This window comes from Saccharothrix texasensis (genome assembly GCF_003752005.1).
Classification (GTDB): domain Bacteria; phylum Actinomycetota; class Actinomycetes; order Mycobacteriales; family Pseudonocardiaceae; genus Actinosynnema; species Actinosynnema texasense.
In genome coordinates this window covers 1,776,476-1,797,385 of sequence record NZ_RJKM01000001.1, presented here as the reverse complement: position 1 = coordinate 1,797,385, position 20,910 = coordinate 1,776,476, and the positions used below count along the sequence as shown (strand labels likewise).

The following is a 20,910-nucleotide window of genomic DNA, read 5'->3' as shown; positions in this document are numbered from 1 at the left end:
GCCCACACCAGCTACCGATAACGATAATCATGTTGTTAGGTTCACGGTGCTCTGTCACCGAACGCTGGGACGACCCGTGCGCCACCGCTCCTCCACCGCCCTCGCGGCGTGTGCCCTGCTGCTGACCGGGTGCTTCGCCCCTGGCGCGGAACCGTCCGACGGGCGGATCAAGCTCGCGATGCTGCAACCGCCGCGGTCGGGCCTGACGCCGTTCAGCGACGACGCGTTCAAGCTCTCGCGCTGGTCCACCGCGGAGACGCTGGTCACCCTCGACGCGGCCGGCGACGCCCGGCCCGGACTGGCCACCGGGTGGCGGCGGATCTCCCAGCACGCCTGGGAGTTCACCGTCCGCCCGGGCGTGACCTTCCACGACGGCACCGCGTTGACCTCGGCCGCCGTCGCCAACACCCTCACCCGCGCCACCACCGCCTCGCCCAAGCCGCGGATCCTCGACGGCGTCGAGCTGACCGCCGAGCCGGCGGGCGACGCCGTCGTCGTCACCACCGCCGCCCCCGACCCCCTGGTACCGCAACGGCTCTCGTCGCCGCAGTTGGCGATCCTCGCGGAGAGCGCCTACCGCGCGGACGGCGAGGTCGACCCGGTGGGCACGGGCACCGGACCGTTCCGGTTGGTCGCGGTGAACGGCACCACGACCGCCACGCTCGACCGCCACGACGGCTACTGGGGACCGAAGGCCGCCGCCGAGGGCATCGACGTGTCGTTCGTCCCCGACGGCACCGCCCGTGCCGCCGCGATCCGCAGCGGTGAGGCGCACATCGCGGAGGCCGTGCCGGTGTCGCAGGCGGCGCTGCTCGACCGGGCGACGATCACCGAGGTGCCGATGCCGCGCACCAACACCCTGTACCTGAACACGAAGACCGGACCGTTCCGGGACCAGGGGTTGCGCGCCGCCGCTCGGGAGGCGATCGACGCGGCCGAGATCGTCCGGGGCGTCTACGAGGGCCGCGCCGACGTCGCCCAAGGGCTGCTCGGGCCCGCCCTGCCGTGGGCCGCCGCCGGGCGCACCCCGCTCGCCGACCGCGCCGAGGCCACCGCGCCCGCCGGCGTCGCCATCACCCTGGCCACGTTCTCCGACCGCGCCGAGCTGCCCGAGGTCGCCTCGGTGCTGCAACAGCAGTTGCAGGACGCCGGGTTCACCGTCACGCAGGTCGTGCGCGAGTACGCGCACATCGAGGAGGACGCGCTGGCCGGGAAGTTCGACGCGTTCATCCTGTCCCGGGCGACGGTGCTGGACTCGGGCGACCCCGTCGCGTACGTGCAGTCGGACTTCACCTGCGCGGGCTCGTTCAACATCGCGCAGCTGTGCGACGGCGAGGTGGACGCGGCCGTGCGGACCGCCGCCGCCACCGAGGCGGGCGACCAGCGCCGGGCCGCGATCCTGGCGGCCGAGGCGGCGGTGCTGCGGACCGACGCGGCGATCCCGATGCTGCACGAGCGCGTGATCCAGGGCGACGCGACGTCGGTGGTCGACTCGGCCAAGGACCCGCGCGAGCGAACGCTGATCACCGCCTCGACCCGGCTGCGGTGACCGCCCCGGACGCCCGCCCCGCCCCGGACGCCCGCCCCGCCCCGGGCACCGGTCTCGGCCGCCTGGGTGAGCCGGGCTCTCCGGCCGGTCGGCGTCGCGCGTGGGCCTCTCGGATCGGTCGTCGGGCCGCCCAGGCCTCCCGCGTCGGTCGGCGCGGTGCGCTGGTGTCCCGCGTCGCCGGGCCGGCCGCGGTCGTCGCGGTGATCGGGTCGCTGCCGTGGCTGTCCGGGCGGGACCCGGCGCTGTCGGTGCTGCGCGCCCGGTCCGCCGAGCAGGAGCCGACGGCCGAGGCGCTGGCCGCGGTGCGCCGCGAGCTGGGCCTGGACGTCGGCCCGGTGGCGTTGTTCGGCGACTGGCTGGGCGGCGTGCTGCGCGGTGACCTCGGCCGGTCGTGGGTCGGGGGTGGCGAGGTGCTGCCCTCGGTGCTGTCGGCGTTGGGCGTGTCGTCGGCGTTGATGGGCGCGGCGCTGGTCGTGGCGTTGGCGCTGGCTGCCGCGCTGTCCGCGTCGACGTTCGCGCGCGGTGCGCGGGGGACGGCACGTGCGCGCACCGGCGCTCCGGCGGCCGTGCTCGCCGCCCTGCCCGAGTTCCTGCTGGCCACGGTGCTGCTGGTGGTGCTGTCGGTGTGGCTCGGCTGGTTGCCGCCCTACGGCTGGCAGGGGTCGCGGCACCTGGTGCTGCCCGCGTTGGCGCTGGGCCTCCCGGCGGGCGGCATCCTGGGACGGCTGGTGGACGACGCGCTGCCCGCCGTGTTCGAGGAGCGCTGGGTCGTGCTGTGGCGGTCCTGGGGGTGTTCCCCGCGGGTGGTCGGCCGGGCCGCGGCACGTCGTGCGCTGCCCGCCTTGCTGCCGCAGTTCGGGCTGGTCGCCGTGGGGTTGACCGGGGGAGCGGTCGCGGTGGAGGTGGTGTTCGCCGTGCCGGGCCTCGGCCGGACCGCGCTGGGCGCGGCGGAGGCCCAGGACCTGCCGCTGCTGCAAGGGGCAGTGCTCGCGCTGGTGCTGCTCGGGCTGGTGGGCGGCGTGCTCGTGGCCGGGGTCCGGCGGCGGATGCTCGGGCAGGCGTTGCGCGACGCCGCCCTGTCCGCCCCGCCGCCCGTGGCGGTCCCGGTCGGTCGGCCGCACCGCGTGGTGATCGCGGTCGGCGTGCTGGCCCCGGCGGTGGTGATCTGCTGGGGGCTGCTGCGGGAGCCGCTGCGGGTGGACCCGGCCGCCAGGCTCGCGTCCCCGGCCTGGGCACACCCGTTGGGCACGGACGCGCTGGGCCGTGACGTGCTGGCCAGGGTGGGGCACGGCGCGGCGGCCACGCTCGGCGTCACGGTCCTGGTGTGCCTGTGCTCGTTCGCGGTGGCGGTGGTCGTCGGCTTCCTGCCGGGCCTGGCCGAAGGCGCCGCGGAGACCGCCAACGCCGTGCCGCCCGTGATCGCGGGCATCCTGGTCGCGGCGGTCGTCGGACCGGGCACGGTCGGCGCGTCCCTCGCGGTCGGCCTGGTCTCCTGGCCGCCGCTGGCCGCCCACGCGGCGGCGCTGGTCCGGGAGAACCGCGCGGCCACGCACGTCACCGCGTTGCGGGCGCTGGGCGCCGGGCCGTCCTGGATCACGACCCGGCACGTCCTGCCCGCGGTCGCCGGTCCGGTGGCCCGGCACGCCGTGCTGCGCCTGCCCGGCATCGCGTTGGCCTTGGCGTCGCTGGGTTTCCTCGGCCTGGGCGCGCCGCCGCCGACGCCCGAGTGGGGGCTGATGCTGGCCGAGTCCCTGCCCTACCTGGAGCGCGCGCCGTGGGCGGCCCTCGCCCCGACCGCGATGCTGCTGCTCCTGGCCGTGGTGGCGGTCTCGCTGTCGACCCTGCCGAGGAAGCGGTGACGACGGGAGCCCGCCTGCGCGAGCGGTCCACTCAGGACTCCCCGTCATTCACCCGAAAGAGTGGCGAGAGGTGGGAATAGGCGACGGTGGGCCACGGGTTGGTGCCGGCATGACCGACTCAGGGTTCGACCCGCACGCGCTGCTCGCGAAGAGCCGGATCGGCGTGCTCGCGACCATCAAGGCCGACGGACGCCCCCAGCTCTCCCCGATCATGCCCTCCTACGACCAGGGCGCGGGCGTGATCCGGGTGTCGACCACGGACCGGACCGCCAAGGTCGCGAACCTGCGCCGCGACCCGCGGGTGGCGCTGGAGGTGACCAGTGAGGACGGCTGGGAGTGGGCCACGGTCGAGGGCACGGCCACGATCACCGGTCCCGGCGCGGACCCGCACGGGCCGGAGGTCGAGGCGCTGGTGGAGTACTACCGCCTCGCCGCGGGCGAGCACCCTGACTGGGCCGAGTACCGGTCGGTCATGGTGGCGGAGCGGCGGGTGCTCGTGACGATCGAGGTCGACCGGGTGTACGGCCAGAAGGTCAACTGACCGCGCCGCCCGTGCGGTTCACCGGAACCGCACGGGCGGGAGCGCCCGAGCCGGGCTACCAGCGCCCGAAGTGCACGGCGTCCTCGAACGGCCGGCGCTTGCGCGTCCGGGGTGACGCGCCCGCCGAGACGGTCTCCTCGGCGCCGTGCCCGATCGCGATCGCACCGACCGGCACGTGGTTCGCGGGCACGCCGAACCTCGCGCGCACCTCGTCGAAGTCGTCCTCGCCGATGCCGAAGTACACCGCGCCGAGCCCTTCGTCGACGACGGTCTGCAGGATCAGCAGCACGGCCATCCCGGTGTCGACGTACCAGAACGGCACCGGCCAGTGGTCCTCGGCGCGGTCGGTCCACCCCTTGTCCGGCTCGGCGTACCGGTCCAGGTAGGCGTCCTTCACCGCGAACGCGAGCACGATCACCGGCGCGGTCCTGACCGTGTCGGTGGCCCACAGCTGCCCGACCGACTCGTAGAACCCGGCCGTCTCCTCACCGCGCAGCACCAGGAACGCCTGACCTTGGGAGTACCCGGCCGACGGGCCGCGCAGCGCGTTGCGCATGATCCGCCGGACGCTCTCGTCCGGCACCGGCTCGTCGGTGAACTCCCGCACCATCCGCCTGCGCCGGACCACGTCCTGGAACTCCACGAGAACCCCGCCTCCTCGGTCGACCGACGACGGCTCAGCGCAACGTCGGCACGTCGCCGTTGCCCACCCGGACGACGTCGACGCCGCGCAGCCCGCTCCGCCACGAGGCAACCACATCGGCGAGCACGGCGGCGGACACCGGGCGCCGGCCCAGCCCGATGGCGTACCGGACCGCGTCCGCCGTCCGCTCGACCGGTCGCGGCCACGCGTGCGCGTCCGGCGTCCCGGCCACCTCCAACGCGGTCAGCAACGCCCGCACCCGGCCGCGCACCGGCCCGACCACCTCGTGCGGCACGGTGAGCAGCGCCCACGCGGCGTGCGTCCGGTGCGCGTCGGGCGGCGCGGTCAGCCCGGGAGCGCCGGCCGACACGATCTCCCAGGCCCGGTACAGCTCGGCCGTCAGCAGGTCCCGGAAACCCGGGCCGACCTGCTCGGTGCACGAGCGCACGGGCGCGGCCGGCGTCATGATGGTCACCGGCGCGCCGGTGCGGCCCGGCGCCGTCGTCACACCGATCGGGTCGCGCCAGTCCCACGCCGCCCACGTCCCGAAGAACCCGGCGAGCAGGTCCGGCCCGTCCCACTCGCGCACGGTCCGCGCCGCGAGCACCGACCAGCCCAGCCCCGGCACGCCGCCGAACGGCGCCGAGTCCAGGCCACGCGCCCGTGCCCACGCCTTGACCGCCCGCGCGAGCCGCGCGAAGTCCTCCTGCCGACCGGCGACCGCCGCCGTCACCGCCTCCGCGTCACCGACCGCGCTCACCGCCACCCCGTCGCCGGCGGCGACCGCGAGGTCCACCCCGAGCCCGTCCACGACCAGGCGGACACCGGGCGAGCGGGCGCCGACCACCGGCCGGACGACCGCGCCGGGCAGCGCGGAGGCCACCCGTCCGGCCACCGCCGCCGGCCGCGCCACCTCGGCGACGAGGTCCAGGTCGGCGTCGGGCAGCCCGCAGCCCATCCGCCGCGAACCGACGACGTGCACCACGTCCAGCACGGCCGACAGGGCGCGGGTGACGCGGTCGGCCACCGCGTCCAACGACGGTCCGGGCGCGGTGGCCGGTTCTTCGAACCACCGCACCTCGCCGGTGCCGAGCGCGATCGCCGCGCGGGGCAGCATGGGGCCGTCGCCCCGCCTCGACAGCAGGACCACCTCGTCCACCCGGTCCGACCGCGCGCCGATCGTCCGGGCCGCCTGCGCCGACCCGCCGACGGTGAGGTGCGGGGTGAAGTCGCCCCCGGTCCGGCAGGCGGGGAACGGCCGCCGCACCGCGTCGTGCAGCGCCGCCCACGGCGTGCGCCCGGCCGCGGCCGGGTCGAGCCGCACCACGCCCCGCCCGGACTGCGGCACGCCGTCCACCCGCACCGGGAACGGCGGCACGTCGGCGACCGCCTCGGCCAGCAGCGGCACGGCCCGGTCGAAGTCGGACTCCGGCACGAACCCGGACAGCAGCGTCACGTGCGGCGGCCGGTGGTCGGATCGGCGGTCGTGCTCCTGTCGCGCCCGCTCGACGTCCCCCCACGGCCCCGGCAGCCACACCACGGCGGTCCGCGGCGTCGGCGACGGGTCGAGCGCGCCGGCGGCCGGCCCGGCGGGCGTCAACCGGGCCAGCACCCCGTAGTGGTCGGAGGCGAACAGGCCGTCGACGGGCCGGTCGCCGACCAGCTCCGCGCCCGCGCACCACAACCCGCCGCGCAGGAACACCCGGTCCAGCCGCGACCGCCGGCCGGTCAGCGAGGACACCGCGGCCAGCGGGTTCACCACCGGGTCGAACGTCGGCGGCTCGTCGTCCCGCGCCTGCAGCCACGCGTCCCGCATCCCGAGCGCGGCGGCCGGCCGCCGGCTGCCGTCGTTGAAGTCGCCGACCAGCACCACGTCGCCCACCACCCCGGCGAACGCCTCCGCGACCCGCCCAAGCTGGGCGCGCCGCTTGGCCGACCCGTTCGCGGTGTGGTCGCTGGTCAGGTGGGTGGCCGCGACGACGAGCGGCCCGTCGCCGGTCTCGACCACGATCGCGCCGACGGCCTTGTGCGCGCCCAGCGGGAACCGGGCGGCCTCCAGGACGGGCAGCCTGCTCAGCACCAGCAGGCCGGTGCGGTCGACGTCCGGCCCGGTCGGGTCCACGTCGAGGGTGTAGCGGGCGCGCACCCACGGCTGGGCGAGGAGCGCGGCGAGCAGGTCGGGCTCGACCTCCTGCAACGCGATGACGTCCGCGTCGGCCACCGCCAGCTCGCCGAGCAGCAGGGGACGGCGGCGGGCGGTGTCGATGCGGTCGCTGTCGTAGCGGTCCCACAACACGTTCCAGGTGAGGACCGTGGTGGGTGGCCGCTGCTCCGGCGGCACGACCTCGCGGGGGGCCGAGGGGGTGCGGGTCGGTGTCCAGCCGTGCAGCGGGTCCCAGGCGTGGGGAGTGCTCGCGGTGAACACCGGCGCACGCAGGCGGCGTGGCGCGCGCACCCGTCCCGCGCCCGACTCGCCGACGCGGTCGAGCCCGGTGGCCCGGTCCCACACCACCTCGCCGTCCGCCTCGACGAACAGCACCCGGTGCCACGGCACCTCGCCGCCCGGGGTGAACGCGGGCAGCGCCACCCGCTCGGGCCGCGCCCCGCGCTGCTGCACGCCGAGCACGAACCGCGCCGGGTCGAACCGCGGGTCCCAGCGGACCTGGTGGTAGACCTCTTCGCTGGTGCGCATCACGGCTCCCCGGCGGTGTCCGCGTCGTCCACGGCGCCGCCCGCGCCGACGTACCAGGTCCGGTGGGCCTGCCACGGGTACGGCGGGCTGAACCGGTGGGCCTGCGCGTCGAGCACCGCGGCGGGCACGGCGTGCGCCCGCGACCCGTTGCGCCGGGCCACCTCCCGCTCGTCGACCAGCACCACCGCGTGCGTCACCATCGCATCGTGCCGCCGCGCGACCGCGTGCACCACCGCCCGTTGCGGCCCGGCCAGCGAGGTCGCGTCCCAGACCACGGTCCGGTGCGCGCGCAGGGCGGCGTCGAGCCGGTCGAGCCCCGCCCGCAGCACCCGGCCGTTGACCCGCTGGTCCGCCCGGTCGCCCGCCTCCTCGCGCAGGTCGTCCAACGACACGCGGGCGTCCGCCGCCACCCCGGCGGCGAACGTCGACTTGCCGCTGCCCGACAACCCGACCAGGTGCACCAACGACGGGAAGTCGCCGGACCGCCACCGCCACGTCGCGGCGACGGCCTCCGCCACGTCCAGCACCCGCCCGGCCCGGACGCTCGCGTCCCGCGCCTCGGCCCAGCACCGGTCGGCGGCCGGGCCCGGGTGCACGCCCAGCCCCGACCGCAGCCGGTCGAACGACCCGACGTCCTCGGCGTGCAGGGCCGACCAGGCCACGAGGTCGCGCGCGTCCGCGTCGGGCGCGACGGCGGCCGACACGGCGTGCAGCACGTCGAGGTCCACCGCCGTCGAGAAGCGCAGCAACCCGGCCCGCCGCGCGTCGTCCGGAAACGGCTCGTGCAGCAGCCGGTGCAGACCCACGAGGTCACCGACCCGCCGCGCCACCCCGACCCCGACCGGGCCCGCGAGCAGCGACATCACCCGGCCGCGCCGAAGCCGGTGCGCCGCCGCCGCCAGCACGCCGACCAGGCGGGCTTCCCCGGTCGACCGCGCCGCCACCGCCGCCGCGGGCTCCGCGTCACCCGCGATCCCGACCGCGTCGAGCAGCGCGGACACGTCGAACGGCGCGCCGGACCGCACGTCCCACAGCACGGAGCCGGGCCCGAGCCCGTTCTCCACCACCGGCGCCGCCATCCAGTGCGCGTCGGTCCGCACGTGGTGCGCGCGCACCCACTTCGCCACCCGCCGGCCGAAGTCGGCCCGCTCGAACCCGTCGACGGTCCGCACCACGAACCCCTCCTGCCGCGCCGTGTCCACCCGCAGCCGGCGCAGCGCCCGCTCGTCGAACACCCCGCGCCACAGCACCGGGGGCACGGGCACGCCCAGGTCGCGCAGGAACCGCGCGGTCCGGTCCCAGTCCAGGCAGCGGTCGCCGTCCCAGACGGAGAACCCGTAGAACCAGCTCTCCAGGTCCGCGTAGCCGATCGAGTGACGTGCGTAGACGTTCTCGCCGCAGATCCGCCACCCGCCGGGCACCCGCGCCCCGATCCGGCCCTGGAGCGCCTTGACCCACGACCGGGACGGGTGGTGCGCCGAGTCGAGCGACCGCGCGTGCACACCGTCGGCGTAGAGGGTGGTGTTCTCGCCGTCGAGCTTCTCGGTGACCACCACCTCACGGCCGCGCATCGCGTCCAGGTCGGCGACCCGCACGTCGTCCGCCGACGCGCCGGGCGACCACGGCAGGTGCGGCGTGCGCGGGTACGGCGTGCGCATGACCCCTCCCACCACTGGATTCGGGTGAACCATAGAGATCACCTGGCCGGGTCATCGACCGGTTTTCGGCGGTGTCCCGGTCGGCCGGGCGACTGGATACGATGACGATTCGACGAAGGTCGAAGAGAAAGGACGAACGTGGAGACGCTCGAGTTCCAGTCGGAGGCGCGTCAGCTCCTGCGGCTGATGATCCACTCGGTCTACTCGAACAAGGACACGTTCCTGCGGGAGTTGGTGTCCAACGCCTCCGACGCGCTGGACAAGCTCAGGCTGGAGACGTTCCGGGACAAGGACCTGGTCGCGGACACGTCGGACCTGCACGTCGCGATCGAGGTGGACCGGGAGGCGCGCACCCTCACGATCCGGGACAACGGCATCGGCATGACCCGCGAGGACGTGATCGGGCTCATCGGCACGATCGCCAAGTCCGGCACCGCCGAGTTCCTGCAGAAGCTGAAGGAGTCGAAGGACTCCGCCGCCTCGCAGGACCTCATCGGCCAGTTCGGCATCGGCTTCTACTCCTCGTTCATGGTCGCCGACAAGGTCACGCTCGTGACCAGGCACCCGCGCGCGGAGGGCGTCCGGTGGGAGTCCACCGGCGAGGGCACCTACACGATCGAGGACGTCGAGGACGCGCCGCAGGGCACCTCCGTCACCCTCCACCTCAAGCCGGCCGACCCCGAGGACCACCTCGCCGACTACACGTCGACGGCGAAGATCACCGAGGTCGTCAAGCGGTACGCCGACTTCATCACCTGGCCGATCAGGATGGCGAAGGAGGACGGCGCGGAGCCGGCCACGATCAACTCGCGCAAGGCGCTGTGGGCGCGGCCCGCGTCCGAGGTCACCGAGGACGAGTACGCCGAGTTCTACCGGCACGTCAGCCACGACTGGAACAAGCCGCTCGAGACGATCCGGATGCACGGCGAGGGCGTCTTCGAGTACCAGGCGCTGCTGTTCATCCCGTCCCAGGCGCCGCTGGACCTGTTCATGCGCGAGCGCAAGCGGGGCGTGCAGCTCTACGTCAAGCGCGTCTTCATCATGGACGACTGCGAAGAGCTGATGCCGGAGTACCTCCGGTTCGTCAAGGGTGTCGTGGACGCCCAGGACCTGACGCTCAACGTGTCGCGCGAGCTGCTGCAGCACGACCGCCAGATCCAGCAGGTGCGCCGCCGGCTGGTGAAGAAGGTGCTCTCGACCGTCAAGGGCATGATGGCCGACAAGCCCGAGTCGTACGAGACGTTCTGGCGGGAGTTCGGCGGCGCGGTCAAGGAAGGCCTGCTCGCCGACCCCGACAACCGCGACGCCATCCTCGACATCGCCTCGTTCGCCTCGACGGCCGACGCGGAGAAGCCGACCACGCTCGCGGGGTACGTCGAGCGGATGAAGGACGACCAGCGGCACATCTACTACATGACCGGCGACTCGCGGGCCACGGTGGAGAACTCGCCGCACCTGGAAGCGCTGCGGGCCAAGGGCTTCGAGGTGCTGATCCTCACCGACCCGATCGACGAGATGTGGGTCGACGCGGTGCCGGGGTACAAGGACATGACGTTCCAGTCGATCGCCAAGGGGCAGGTCGACCTGGAGACCGAGGAGGAGAAGGCCCAGGCGCAGGAGCGGCAGAAGGACTTCGCCGACTTCCTGGCCTGGCTGACGGGCACCCTGGCCGACCAGGTCAAGGAGGTGCGGCTGTCCTCGCGCCTCACCACGTCGGCCGCGTGCGTCGTCGGCGACGCGCACGACCTGACCCCGACGCTGGAGAAGATGTACCGGGCGATGGGGCAGGAGCTGCCGCCGGTCAAGCGGATCCTGGAGCTCAACCCCGACCACGCCCTGGTCGCCGGGCTGCGCCAGGCGTTCGCCGAGCGCGGCGGGGACGACGCGTCGCTCGCCGAGTCGGCCGAGCTGCTGCACGGCATGGCGCTGCTCGCCGAGGGCGGGGACCTGCCCGACCCGTCCCGCTTCGTCCGGCTGATGTCGGACCACCTGGAGCGGGCGCTCTGAGCCCGGTGTCCGGCGCGGTGGCTCCCACCACCGCGCCGGACACCGGTTGCCCTCGTCCGCACGACGCCGGCCGCCCGCGTCGTCTCCGCCGGACTGCCCGGCCGCCCGCGCGCGGCACGACCCGCACCGGTCGGGCGTGCACCCTTCCCGCCGCACCCCGACCGTGGTCGCCGCGCGCTCGCCGGTCGCTCCCGACACCTCGCCGACATCGCTCCCCGAAGTGGGCGACGACCGCCGAACTGATATTGGGCAGACTCTGGACCGCCGTCACGAAACTGCCGTATGTTCGCCGTCATGGAGCTGCGAGGGAAGGTCGCCGTGGTCACCGGCAGTGGCCGCGGCCTGGGCCGGGCGTACGCGGAAGCCCTGGCGCGGGCGGGGGCGGCGGTCGTGGTCAACGACGTGGACGCCGAGGCGGCGGGCGCGGTCGTGGAGGCGATCGCGGCCGAGGGGGGACGCGCGGTCGCCGTGGTCGCGCCCGTCGGACCGACCGGGACCGCCGACCGGCTCGTCGAGGCCGCCGTCGAGGAGTTCGGCGGGCTGGACGTCCTGGTCGCCAACGCGGGCATCCTGCGCGACCGGGTGCTGTGGAAGATGTCCGACGACGACTTCGACGCGGTGCTCGACGTGCACCTGCGCGGCACGTTCACCTGCGCCCGCGCGGCGGCGGTGCGGATGCGGGAGCAGGGCCGGGGCGGCAGCCTGGTGCTGATCTCCTCGCCCGCCGGCCAGCGCGGCAACTTCGGGCAGACCAACTACGCGGCGGCCAAGGCGGGCATCGTCGCCATGGCCCGCACCTGGGCGTTGGAGCTGGCCCGCGCGGACATCGCGGTCAACGCCGTGGTGCCGGTCGCCGCGACCGAGATGACCCGGACCATCCCGGCGTTCGCGCCCGTCATCGAGGAGGCCGAGCGCACCGGCGCGCCGTTCCCCGACTGGCTGCGCCGGGACGAGGGCCTCGGCACGGTGGAGGACGTCGCGTCGCTGATCGTCTACCTGGCCTCCGACGCGGCGCGGCACGTCACGGGGCAGGCCATCGGCATCGGCGGCGACCGGCTCGCCCTCTGGGCGCACCCCCGGGAGAAGGCGGTGGCGCTCGCCGACGGCGGGTGGACCGCGGACACCATCGCCGAGTCGTGGGCGACCGGTGTCGGCGTGGAACCGGAGACCTACGGCATCCCCGCGCCGACCCCGCCGGCGGCCTGACATGACCCTCGCCCTGGACGACCTGGTGGCCATCGACGTCCACACCCACGCGGAGGTGTCGAGGGACGGCCACCCGTCGTTGAGCCCCGAGCTGCTGGCCGCCTCCGCGAAGTACTTCGGCGCGCACGGCCACCGCCAACCCACAGTGGACGAGACCGCGGCGTACTACCGGGAGCGGCGGATGGCGGCGGTCGTCTTCACCGTCGACGCCGAGCACGCCACCGGCCACCCGCGCATCCCGAACGAGGAGGTCGCGGAGAACTGCGCCGAGCACCCCGACGTGCTCATCCCGTTCGCGAGCGTCGACCCCTGGAAGGGCCGCGCGGGGGCGCGCGAGGTGCGCAGGCTGGTCGAGCGGCACGGCGTGCGCGGCTTCAAGTTCCACCCCAGCCTCCAGGGCTTCGCGCCGAACGACCCGATGGCCTACCCGCTGTACGAGGCCATCGAGGAGCTCGGCGTGCCGGCGGTGTTCCACACCGGGCAGACCGGCATCGGCGCGGGCGTCCCCGGTGGCGGCGGCATCCGCCTGAAGTACTCCGACCCCATGCTCGTGGACGACGTCGCGGTGGACTTCCCGGAGCTGCGGATCGTCCTGGCGCACCCGTCGTTCCCGTGGCAGGACTCGGCGTTGGCGGTGGCCACGCACAAGCCGCACGTGCACATCGACCTGTCCGGGTGGTCGCCGAAGTACTTCCCGCCGCAGCTCGTCCGCTACGCCGACTCGCTGCTGCAGGACAAGGTGCTGTTCGGCTCGGACTACCCGGTGATCACCCCGGACCGCTGGCTGGCGGACTTCGAGGCGCTCGACCTCAAGCCCGCCGTCCGCCCCAAGATCCTCAAGAACAACGCGGCCAGGCTGCTCGGCCTCGACACGACAGACTCGGAGCGCACATGACCACCACCGTCACCGGACCGGCGGAGCTCCTCGCGCTGGCCGGGCACGACCTCGGGCACACCGGGTGGCGCGAGATCACCCAGGACCGGGTCGACACCTTCGCCGACGCCGCCGACGACCACCAGTGGATCCACGTCGACCCGGAGCGGGCGGCCGCGGGACCGTTCGGCGGCACCATCGCGCACGGCTACCTCACGCTGTCGCTGATCATCCCCATGTTCGGGGAGCTGCTGGCGGTCGAGGGCGTCCGGATGAGCGTCAACTACGGGCTGGACAAGGTGCGCTTCCCCAGCCCGGTGCGCGTCGGCGACAAGATCAGGCTCGCGGGCCGCGTCGTCTCGGTCGACGAGGTCGCGGGCGACGGCGTCCAGCTGGTGCTGGACTTCACCGTCGAGATCGACGGCTCGGAAAAACCGGCGTGCGTCGCGCGCGCCGTGTACCGGCACTACCCCTGAGGGGGCCACCATGTCGAACCAGCCGGACGCGCCCAACGTCCAACTCCGCCGCGCCGTCGCGTCGAGCTTCATCGGCAGCGTGATCGAGTACTACGACTTCCTGCTCTACGCCACCGCGTCCGCCGTGGTGTTCAACAAGGTCTTCTTCTCCTCCCTCGACCCGCTCGTGGCCGTCATCGCGAGCTTCGGCACGTTCGCCACCGGCTACCTGGCCCGCCCGCTCGGCGGCGTCCTGTTCGGACACTTCGGCGACCTGCTGGGCCGCAAGCGGATGCTCGTGCTGACCATGGCGTTGATGGGTGTGGCCAGCTTCCTCATCGGACTGCTGCCGACCTACGCCCAGGTGGGCTGGCTCGCGCCGGTCGGCCTCGTCGTCCTGCGCGTGGTGCAGGGCATCGCGGTCGGCGGCGAGTGGGGCGGCGCGGTGCTGATGTCCGCCGAGCACGCCACCCGCAGGCGCGGGCTGTGGGCCGGGTTCACCAACGCCGGCGCGCCGTGCGGGATGGTGCTGTCGACGCTGGCGCTGACGGCGACCGCCGCGCTGGTGGGCGAGCGGGCGTTCCTGGACTGGGGCTGGCGCATCCCGTTCCTGATCTCCGTGGTGCTGCTCGGCGTCGGGCTGTTCGTGCGGCACCGGGTCGAGGAGACCCCGGCGTTCCGGGCCGTGCGGGACGCGGGCGTCAAGCGCCGGGCCCCGGTGGTGGAGGTGTTGCGCGACCACCCGCGCGTGCTGCTGCTGGGCATCGGCGTGGGGCTGGCCGCGTTCGTCTCGCAGTCGACGTTGACGACGTTCGTCCTGGCGCACGGCGTGGCGGCCGGTCACGCGCGCCAGACCGTGCTCAACGCGCTCACGCTGTCCTCCGTCTGCGCCGTCGTGGGCATCCTCGGGTGGGCGGCCGCGTCGGACCGGTTCGGCAGGCGGCCGGTCGTGGTGGCGGGCGCGGTCGCGATGGGCGCGTACGCGTTCGTGCTGTTCCCCTTGGTGGACAGCGGTGACACGGTGTTGCTGACGGTCGCGCTGGTGCTGGGCCAGGGCGTGATCCACCCGATGATGTACGGGCCGCTCGCGGCCCTCTACAGCGAGCTGTTCAGCACCGAGAACCGCTACACGGGCGCGTCCCTCGGCTACCAGGTCGCCGGGCTGGGCGCGGGCGTCGCGCCGCTGCTGTTCGCCTCGATCCAGCGGGCCACCGGCGGGCAGGGGCTGACGCTCATCTCGTCGACCATCGCCGCGTTCTGCCTGCTCACCGTGGTGTGCGTGCTGGCGTTGAAGGAAACCGGCGCACGAGACCTCAGGGCGGCCGCCGTTTCCTGAGCTGTTGCCGAGCTGGTTGCCCCAGTCGTGACAGGAGGACCGAAGTGCGGAACTCGGGGCTCGGGAGTTGGCCGTACCGGCGGGCGCTGATGTCGCCGGACCGGGTGGCGATCGTCCACTCCGGACAGCTGACCTACGCGGAGCTGGCCGAGCGCGTCACGCGCCTCGCGCACCGGCTGCGCGAGGCCGGCGTGCGCCGGGGCGACCGGGTCGCGTACCTGGGCCCCAACCACCCGTCGTTCGTGGAGTCGATGTTCGCCGCGCACGTGCTCGGCGCGATCTTCGTGCCGGTGAACTCCCGCCTCACGGCCCCCGAGGTGGCGCACGTGCTGGCGGACTCGGCGCCGTCGGTGCTGGTGTGCGCGCCGCAGTGCGCGGAGGTCGCCCGTTCGGCCTTCACCGGTGTGGTCGTCGCGGTGGGTCCGAGCTACGAGCGGTGGTTGACCGAGGGCGCCGTCGCGCCGATCGACGAGGTGGTGGCGCCCGACGACGTGGCGCTCATCCTCTACACGTCCGGCACGACCGGCCGCCCGAAGGGCGCGATGCTCACGCACGCCAACCTGATCTGGAACACCTACAACCTGCTGGTGGGCGTGGACGTCACCAGCACCGAGCGCACCCTGGTGTCCGCGCCGCTGTTCCACGTCGCCGCGCTCGCGCAGACGTTGCTGCCCACGTTCATCAAGGGCGGCACGGCGGTGCTCACCTCGTCGTGGGACGTCGACCTGGTGTACGACCTCGTCGAGCGGGAACGGGTCACGCTGACGTTCGGCGTGGCCACGATGTACGCCGACCTGGCCGCGTCACCGCGCTGGGCCACGGCCGACCTGTCGTCGTTGCGGCACCTGCTGTGCGGCGGGGCGGCCGTGCCGGACTCGCTGATCCGCGCCTACCAGGAGCGGGGGCTGACGTTCTGCCAGGGCTACGGCCTGACCGAGACCGCGCCCGGCGCGACGTTCCTGGAAGCGGGGGAGAGCGTCCGCAAGGTCGGGTCGGCGGGGGTGCCGGTGTTCTTCGGCGAGGTCCGGGTCGTGCGCGACGACGGCGTGGACGCGGAGGCGGACGAGCCGGGGGAGGTGCTGGTGCGCGGCCCGAACGTGACGCCAGGCTACTGGCGCGACCCCGGCGCGACCGCCGCCGCGTTCGCCCCCGACGGCTGGTTCCGCACCGGCGACGTCGGGAAGTTCGACGACGAGGGCCACCTGCGCGTGGTGGACCGGCTGAAGGACATGTTCATCTCCGGCGGCGAGAACGTCTACCCGGCGGAGGTGGAGAACGCGCTGGTCGCCCACCCCGACGTGGTGGAGGCCGCGGTGATCGGCGTCCCGGACCCCAGGTGGGGCGAGGTCGGGCGGGCGTTCGTGCGGTGCGCCGGCGGTGGCGGGCCGTCCCGGGAGGAGCTGCGGGCGTTCCTGCTCACCAGGCTGGCCAAGTACAAGGTGCCGGTGCACGTCGACCTGGTGGACCGGCTGCCGCGAACCGGCTCGGGCAAGGTCCGCAAAGCCGCCCTGCGCCAACTGCCCCAACCCTGAGCCGCCGCGCGTGTCCTACCTCCAGAACAGGCGTGTCCTGCGTTCGGAACCCGGGTGTCCTACGTTCAGGACACCCGGGTTGAACCCTCAGGTCGACCGGACCGCGCGGTGCGCCAGGTCGTCCAGCCGCCGCCCGATCGCCTCGGCGGCGGCACGCAGGTCCGGCACGAGGCGGTGCAGGTCGGTGCGCACGGAGCGGACCACGATGCCCAGCGCGCCGGGCGGTTCCTGCCCGTCCGCCGGGATGGCGACGGCGACCGAGCACGAGCCGAGCGTCATCTCCTCGCTGGTCAGCGCAAACCCGCGAGCGGCCGTGGCCCGCAGCTCACGCGCCAGCCGAGCCCGCTCGGTGATCGTGTAACGGGTGCAGCGCAGCAGCGGGCGTTCGAGGTAGGCGCGCACGAACGCGGGGTCGGCGCGGGCCAGCAGGGCCTTGCCGACCCCGGTCGCGTGCAACGGCAGCCGCGCCCCGGTGCGGGAGACGATCGGCACCGAGCGGTGACCGGCGAGCTTCTCCACGTACAGCGCGTCGAACCCGTCGTGCACGGCGAGGTGGATGTTCTCGCGCGTCGCCTCGTACAGGTCCTGCATGAACGGCAGGGCGACCTCCCGCAGCCGACCGGCCACCGGCGCCAGCGTCGCCGCTTCCCACAGCCGCAGGCCGATGCCGTAGCTCCCGTCCGCGTCGCGTTGCAGCGCGCCCCACGACACCAGTTCGCGGACCAGCCGGTGCACCGTCGGCAACGGCAGGTCCGCGCGCCGCGCCAGCTCGGTCAGCCTGAGCCGCGGGTGCTCGGCGTCGAACACGCCCAGCAACGCCAGCGCCCGCCCGGCCATCGAGCGCCGGGGCGCGTCGCGGTCGACCGCCATGCAGCTTCTCCTTCGAACGCCGGACGTCGACCGTAACGTCGAGTCCGGTTCGGATTCACCGCCACTTTCACCCAGTGGAAGTCGATCCTGGCGAACGGCCGCACGCCGTCCTTGGCTTGACCCATGCGAACGAGAGTCGGAATCGTCGGCGCGGGTCCCGCCGGCCTGGTGCTGTCCCACTTGCTGGCCGAACGCGGCATCGACTCCGTGGTGGTCGAGACGCGCGGCCGTGCGGCGATCGAGCAGACGATCCGCGCCGGCGTGCTGGAGCAGGGCACGGTGGAGCTGCTGACCGCCATGGGCGTCGGCGCGCGTGCGCTGGCCGAGGGCGCCCGGCACGACGGGATCGAGCTGCGGTTCGGCGGCCGCGGTCACCGGGTCGACTTCAGCGGCCTCACCGGCCGGGCGGTCTGGCTGTACCCGCAGCACGAGGTGCTCAAGGACCTGATCGCGGCACGGCTCGCGGCGGGCGCCGACATCAGGTTCGAGGCGAGCGACGTGGCGCTGCGCGGCATCACGTCCGACGAGCCCGTCATCTCCTTCACCGACGCCGACGGCACGCCGGTCGAGCTGCGCTGCGACGTGATCGCGGGCTGCGACGGCTCGTCGGGCGTCAGCAGGCGGTCCATTCCCGACGGCGACCGCACCGACTACTTCCGCGCCTACCCGTTCGGCTGGTTCGGCATCCTGGCCGAGGCGCCACCGTCCTCGAAGGAGCTGGTCTACGCCCACTCCGACCGCGGGTTCGCGCTGATCAGCACGCGGACGCCCCAGGTGCAGCGGATGTACTTCCAGTGCGACCCCGACGAGCGCGCCGACGACTGGAGCGACGACCGGATCTGGGCGGAGCTGAACGCGCGGGTCGCGGGCGACGGGTTCAGCCTGGCGGAGGGCCGCATCTTCGACCGGGGCGTGATCCCGATGCGCAGCTACGTGTGCGAGCCGATGCGGCACGGCCGGCTGTTCCTGGCCGGGGACGCGGCGCACGTCGTGCCGCCCACCGGCGCGAAAGGACTGAACCTCGCCGTGGCGGACGTGGTGGTGCTCGCCCGCGCGTTGGAGGAGTACTTCGCCACCGGGTCCACCGGGTCGTTGGACGCCTACGGCCCGACCGCGGCCCGGCGGGTGTGGCGGGCGCAGCACTTCTCGTGGTGGATGACGTCGATGCTGCACACCGACCCGGCCGGCTCGCCGTTCGACGTCAAGCGGCAGCTCGGCGAGCTGGAGCTGATCACCTCCAGCACGGCCGCCGCGACGCACCTCGCCGAGGCGTACACGGGCTGGCCGCTGTAGCCACTCCCCGACAGGTGCCATCGGCGCAATGCGGCTGCCGGTGTTCGGACCAGGGTGCCGATAAAGTTGCGAATCTTCTTTCGAACAGTTTCGAAGGTTGCCGAATATGGCTTCGGCGGTCGGACCACTTCGGTCAGTATCGGTTCAGGTGGTCGGAACATGGTGTCTTAACAGGGGTTTCGACCTGTTCGGTCGGGTCGGAACACGTCGTTGTGGACGAGTTCGACCGGCCGTTGACCTGCCGAACTGTCTCTTGCGGGCCGATGTGGGCCCGTAAGGATGCCGCGTTTCGGTGCTTGCCAGACCTATCTGTTTCGGTTAATACTTCTAAAAGTTTCAGGCCGGTCACGGTCGGGTGCCGCCCCCGATGGTGTCCGCCTGCGCTGCGCACGCTCTGGAGGACCGTCTCAACGACCTGTCGTTGGCGTGGAGGAATCCCGTGGCACCGGGCCCTCCCTCGCCAAGTGTGCGGATCCGGACCACCCCGCCCCGGCGGTTCGGGTCGACCCGGCAACCACCCCCACCACCTGCCGAACCCGCAGGTGCTCTCAGAAGGTGCAAACATGAAGCTGACATCGAGGTCAGTGTTGCGAGCGGCACTCGTGTCGACGTTGGTGACCGCCACCACGGGCGCCGCGGTGCTCCTGGCGACGTCGGCCAACGCCGGGACCACCCTCGGCGCCTCCGCGGCCGAGTCGGGTCGCTACTTCGGCACGGCCGTCGCCGCGAACAGGCTCAGCGACTCGACGTACGTCGGGATCCTCAACCGTGAGTTCAACATGGTCACGGCTGAGAACGAGATGAAGATGGACGCCACGGAGCCGAACCAGAACCAGTTCAGCTACGGCAACGGCGACCGGATCGTCAACCACGCCCGTGCCCAGGGCATGCGGGTGCGCGGTCACGCGTTGGCGTGGCACTCGCAGCAGCCGGGCTGGATGCAGAACATGTCCGGTACCGCGCTGCGCAACGCGATGCTCAACCACGTCACCCAGGTCGCCACCTACTACCGGGGCAAGATCTACGCCTGGGACGTGGTGAACGAGGCGTTCGCCGACGGTTCCGGCGGCGGGCGTCGTGACTCGAACCTGCAGCGCACGGGCAACGACTGGATCGAGGCGGCGTTCCGCGCGGCGCGGGCGGCCGACCCGGGCGCGAAGCTCTGCTACAACGACTACAACACCGACGACTGGACGCACGCGAAGACCCAGGCCGTCTACCGGATGGTGCAGGACTTCAAGCAGCGCGGCGTGCCGATCGACTGCGTGGGCCTGCAGTCGCACTTCAACAGCCAGAGCCCGGTGCCGGGCAACTACCAGACCACGCTGTCGAGCTTCGCCGCCCTGGGCGTGGACGTGCAGATCACCGAGCTGGACATCGAGGGCTCCGGCTCCGCGCAGGCGGCCAACTTCGAGCGGGTCGTCAAGGCCTGCCTCGCGGTGACGCGCTGCACCGGCATCACCGTGTGGGGCATCCGGGACACCGACTCGTGGCGCGCCTCGGGCACCCCGCTGCTGTTCGACGGCTCGGGCAACAAGAAGGCCGCCTACACCTCCACGCTGAACGCCCTCAACAGCGGCGGTTCCACCGTGCCCACGTCGACGACCACGTCCACGACGGACCCGACCGACCCCACCACCACGACGACCACGATCCCCGGTAACGGCGGCTGCACCGCCTCGGTGTCGCTGAACTCGTGGAACGGCGGCTTCGTCGCCACGGTGAAGGTCACCGCCGGCTCGTCGGCGATCAACGGCTGGACGGTCACGACCGACCTGCCGTCCGGCGTGGCGGTCACCAACGCGTGGAGCGCCGAGCGCTCCGGCACCAGCGGCACCGTCCAGTGGCGCAACGTCAGCTACAACGGTCGCGTCGCGGCCGGGATGTCGACCGAGTTCGGCTTCCAGGGCACCGGTTCGGCCTCGGGCATCTCGCCGAGGTGCACGGCCGGCTGATCGCGCACGACTGAAGTCGCTCCGGTCGAAGCCCGGTGCGGGGGCCCGCGTCGTCCCCGCACCGGGCTTCGCGCGGTCGACCCTGCGCCGCCGCGCACGTCACGCCCTCGTCGTCGAGCCGGGGCGCGACTCCACCGCGACGATCGGCGCGGTCCTCGACCTGGTCCGTCCGCGAGGCGCGCCACGTGAGCGCCGCGCGTCGACGGGTCGAGGACCACCGGGCGGCGAAGGCCGCGGTGATGCGGGAGGTGCGCGACGGTCTGATCGCCCAGGCCCGCCGGACCGCCCGCGCCTCCGCCGTGCCGGCCACCGCGTCGCACGGCGTGGTCGCCGCGTCGGCCCGTGACTGCCGCCGGTGCGCCCAGGCCGGTTTCCGCTGATCGGACGCCGACCGGCCGACACGGAGCGTCACGGCGAAATGTCAGTGTGTGAGACAGGCT

General features: G+C 73.6%; 16 protein-coding genes. 12 read left to right on the top strand and 4 right to left on the bottom strand.

The genetic code is table 11. The features are described 5' to 3' along the window. The first annotated feature begins 76 nt into the window (after positions 1 to 76). From EDD40_RS06605 to EDD40_RS06595, 3 genes are all read left to right on the top strand, one after another. On the top strand, positions 77 to 1,549 hold the full coding sequence (locus EDD40_RS06605; protein WP_246037477.1) for an ABC transporter substrate-binding protein: 1,473 nt from the start codon (positions 77 to 79) through the stop codon (positions 1,547 to 1,549). 164 nt (positions 1,550 to 1,713) lie between these two features. Continuing rightward, the gene (locus EDD40_RS06600) at positions 1,714 to 3,408 is read left to right on the top strand and encodes an ABC transporter permease subunit (RefSeq protein WP_246037475.1); all 1,695 of its coding nucleotides are present in this window, start codon (positions 1,714 to 1,716) and stop codon (positions 3,406 to 3,408) included. A 109-nt stretch (positions 3,409 to 3,517) separates the two neighbouring features. After that, a complete protein-coding gene (locus tag EDD40_RS06595) occupies positions 3,518 to 3,949 on the top strand; it encodes a PPOX class F420-dependent oxidoreductase (RefSeq protein WP_123742094.1) in 432 nt (143 codons plus the stop codon). Positions 3,950 to 4,004: 55 nt separating this feature from the next. On the opposite strand, the gene EDD40_RS06590 is transcribed toward EDD40_RS06595, so the two are convergent. From EDD40_RS06590 to EDD40_RS06580, 3 genes are read right to left on the bottom strand one after another with little or no spacing between them, the layout of a single operon-like run. Then, positions 4,005 to 4,592, bottom strand: a complete 588-nt coding sequence (locus tag EDD40_RS06590; RefSeq protein ID WP_123742093.1) for a nitroreductase family protein — start codon at positions 4,590 to 4,592, stop codon at positions 4,005 to 4,007. Positions 4,593 to 4,626: 34 nt separating this feature from the next. After that, on the bottom strand, positions 4,627 to 7,284 hold the full coding sequence (locus tag EDD40_RS06585; RefSeq protein WP_123747813.1) for an RNA repair domain-containing protein: 2,658 nt from the start codon (positions 7,282 to 7,284) through the stop codon (positions 4,627 to 4,629). Next, complete coding sequence (locus EDD40_RS06580) at positions 7,284 to 8,942, bottom strand: RNA ligase family protein (protein WP_123742092.1); 1,659 nt, start codon at positions 8,940 to 8,942, stop codon at positions 7,284 to 7,286. The genes EDD40_RS06585 and EDD40_RS06580 overlap by 1 nt, the downstream gene beginning before the upstream one ends. Before the next feature lie 186 nt (positions 8,943 to 9,128). Between EDD40_RS06580 and htpG the strand changes: the two genes are divergently transcribed. The 6 genes from htpG to EDD40_RS06550 all read left to right on the top strand — a co-directional run bounded on the left by htpG (position 9,129) and on the right by EDD40_RS06550 (position 16,352). Continuing rightward, on the top strand, positions 9,129 to 10,949 hold the full coding sequence (gene htpG, locus EDD40_RS06575) for a molecular chaperone HtpG (protein ID WP_246038299.1): 1,821 nt from the start codon (positions 9,129 to 9,131) through the stop codon (positions 10,947 to 10,949). A 294-nt stretch (positions 10,950 to 11,243) separates the two neighbouring features. Next, positions 11,244 to 12,155: an SDR family oxidoreductase gene (locus tag EDD40_RS06570; RefSeq protein ID WP_123747812.1), complete on the top strand. Its 912-nt coding sequence runs from the start codon at positions 11,244 to 11,246 to the stop codon at positions 12,153 to 12,155. Position 12,156: 1 nt separating this feature from the next. Then, positions 12,157 to 13,050: an amidohydrolase family protein gene (locus EDD40_RS06565; protein WP_123742090.1), complete on the top strand. Its 894-nt coding sequence runs from the start codon at positions 12,157 to 12,159 to the stop codon at positions 13,048 to 13,050. After that, entirely contained in the window at positions 13,047 to 13,505 is a 459-nt protein-coding gene (locus tag EDD40_RS06560; protein ID WP_123742089.1) for a MaoC family dehydratase, read from the top strand. The genes EDD40_RS06565 and EDD40_RS06560 overlap by 4 nt, the downstream gene beginning before the upstream one ends. Before the next feature lie 10 nt (positions 13,506 to 13,515). Continuing rightward, positions 13,516 to 14,820, top strand: a complete 1,305-nt coding sequence (locus EDD40_RS06555; protein WP_123742088.1) for an MFS transporter — start codon at positions 13,516 to 13,518, stop codon at positions 14,818 to 14,820. A gap of 44 nt (positions 14,821 to 14,864) precedes the next feature. Beyond that, entirely contained in the window at positions 14,865 to 16,352 is a 1,488-nt protein-coding gene (locus tag EDD40_RS06550; protein ID WP_123742087.1) for an acyl-CoA synthetase, read from the top strand. A gap of 87 nt (positions 16,353 to 16,439) precedes the next feature. On the opposite strand, the gene EDD40_RS06545 is transcribed toward EDD40_RS06550, so the two are convergent. Further along, positions 16,440 to 17,222, bottom strand: coding sequence for an IclR family transcriptional regulator (locus tag EDD40_RS06545; protein WP_123742086.1), 783 nt, complete (start codon positions 17,220 to 17,222; stop codon positions 16,440 to 16,442). 123 nt (positions 17,223 to 17,345) lie between these two features. Between EDD40_RS06545 and EDD40_RS06540 the strand changes: the two genes are divergently transcribed. The 3 genes from EDD40_RS06540 (at position 17,346) to EDD40_RS06530 (ending at position 20,850) form a co-directional block, all read left to right on the top strand. After that, positions 17,346 to 18,515, top strand: coding sequence for a 4-hydroxybenzoate 3-monooxygenase (locus tag EDD40_RS06540; protein ID WP_123742085.1), 1,170 nt, complete (start codon positions 17,346 to 17,348; stop codon positions 18,513 to 18,515). Between the two features lie 563 nt (positions 18,516 to 19,078). Next, a complete protein-coding gene (locus EDD40_RS06535; protein ID WP_123742084.1) occupies positions 19,079 to 20,470 on the top strand; it encodes an endo-1,4-beta-xylanase in 1,392 nt (463 codons plus the stop codon). Positions 20,471 to 20,655: 185 nt separating this feature from the next. Next, a complete protein-coding gene (locus EDD40_RS06530; protein WP_123742083.1) occupies positions 20,656 to 20,850 on the top strand; it encodes a hypothetical protein in 195 nt (64 codons plus the stop codon). The last annotated feature ends 60 nt before the right edge of the window (positions 20,851 to 20,910 follow it).

Bases quoted from the DNA above. Each gene is read 5' to 3' on its own strand.
- EDD40_RS06565 (WP_123742090.1), top strand. From the start codon at position 12,157: ATGACCCTCGCCCTGGACGACCTGGTGGCCATCGACGTCCACACCCAC.
- EDD40_RS06580 (WP_123742092.1), bottom strand. From the start codon at position 8,942: ATGCGCACGCCGTACCCGCGCACGCCGCACCTGCCGTGGTCGCCCGGC.
- htpG (WP_246038299.1), top strand. From the start codon at position 9,129: ATGATCCACTCGGTCTACTCGAACAAGGACACGTTCCTGCGGGAGTTG.
- EDD40_RS06560 (WP_123742089.1), top strand. From the start codon at position 13,047: ATGACCACCACCGTCACCGGACCGGCGGAGCTCCTCGCGCTGGCCGGG.
- EDD40_RS06540 (WP_123742085.1), top strand. From the start codon at position 17,346: ATGCGAACGAGAGTCGGAATCGTCGGCGCGGGTCCCGCCGGCCTGGTG.
- EDD40_RS06545 (WP_123742086.1), bottom strand. From the start codon at position 17,222: ATGGCGGTCGACCGCGACGCGCCCCGGCGCTCGATGGCCGGGCGGGCG.
- EDD40_RS06555 (WP_123742088.1), top strand. From the start codon at position 13,516: ATGTCGAACCAGCCGGACGCGCCCAACGTCCAACTCCGCCGCGCCGTC.
- EDD40_RS06595 (WP_123742094.1), top strand. From the start codon at position 3,518: ATGACCGACTCAGGGTTCGACCCGCACGCGCTGCTCGCGAAGAGCCGG.
- EDD40_RS06570 (WP_123747812.1), top strand. From the start codon at position 11,244: ATGGAGCTGCGAGGGAAGGTCGCCGTGGTCACCGGCAGTGGCCGCGGC.
- EDD40_RS06585 (WP_123747813.1), bottom strand. From the start codon at position 7,284: ATGCGCACCAGCGAAGAGGTCTACCACCAGGTCCGCTGGGACCCGCGG.
- EDD40_RS06535 (WP_123742084.1), top strand. From the start codon at position 19,079: ATGAAGCTGACATCGAGGTCAGTGTTGCGAGCGGCACTCGTGTCGACG.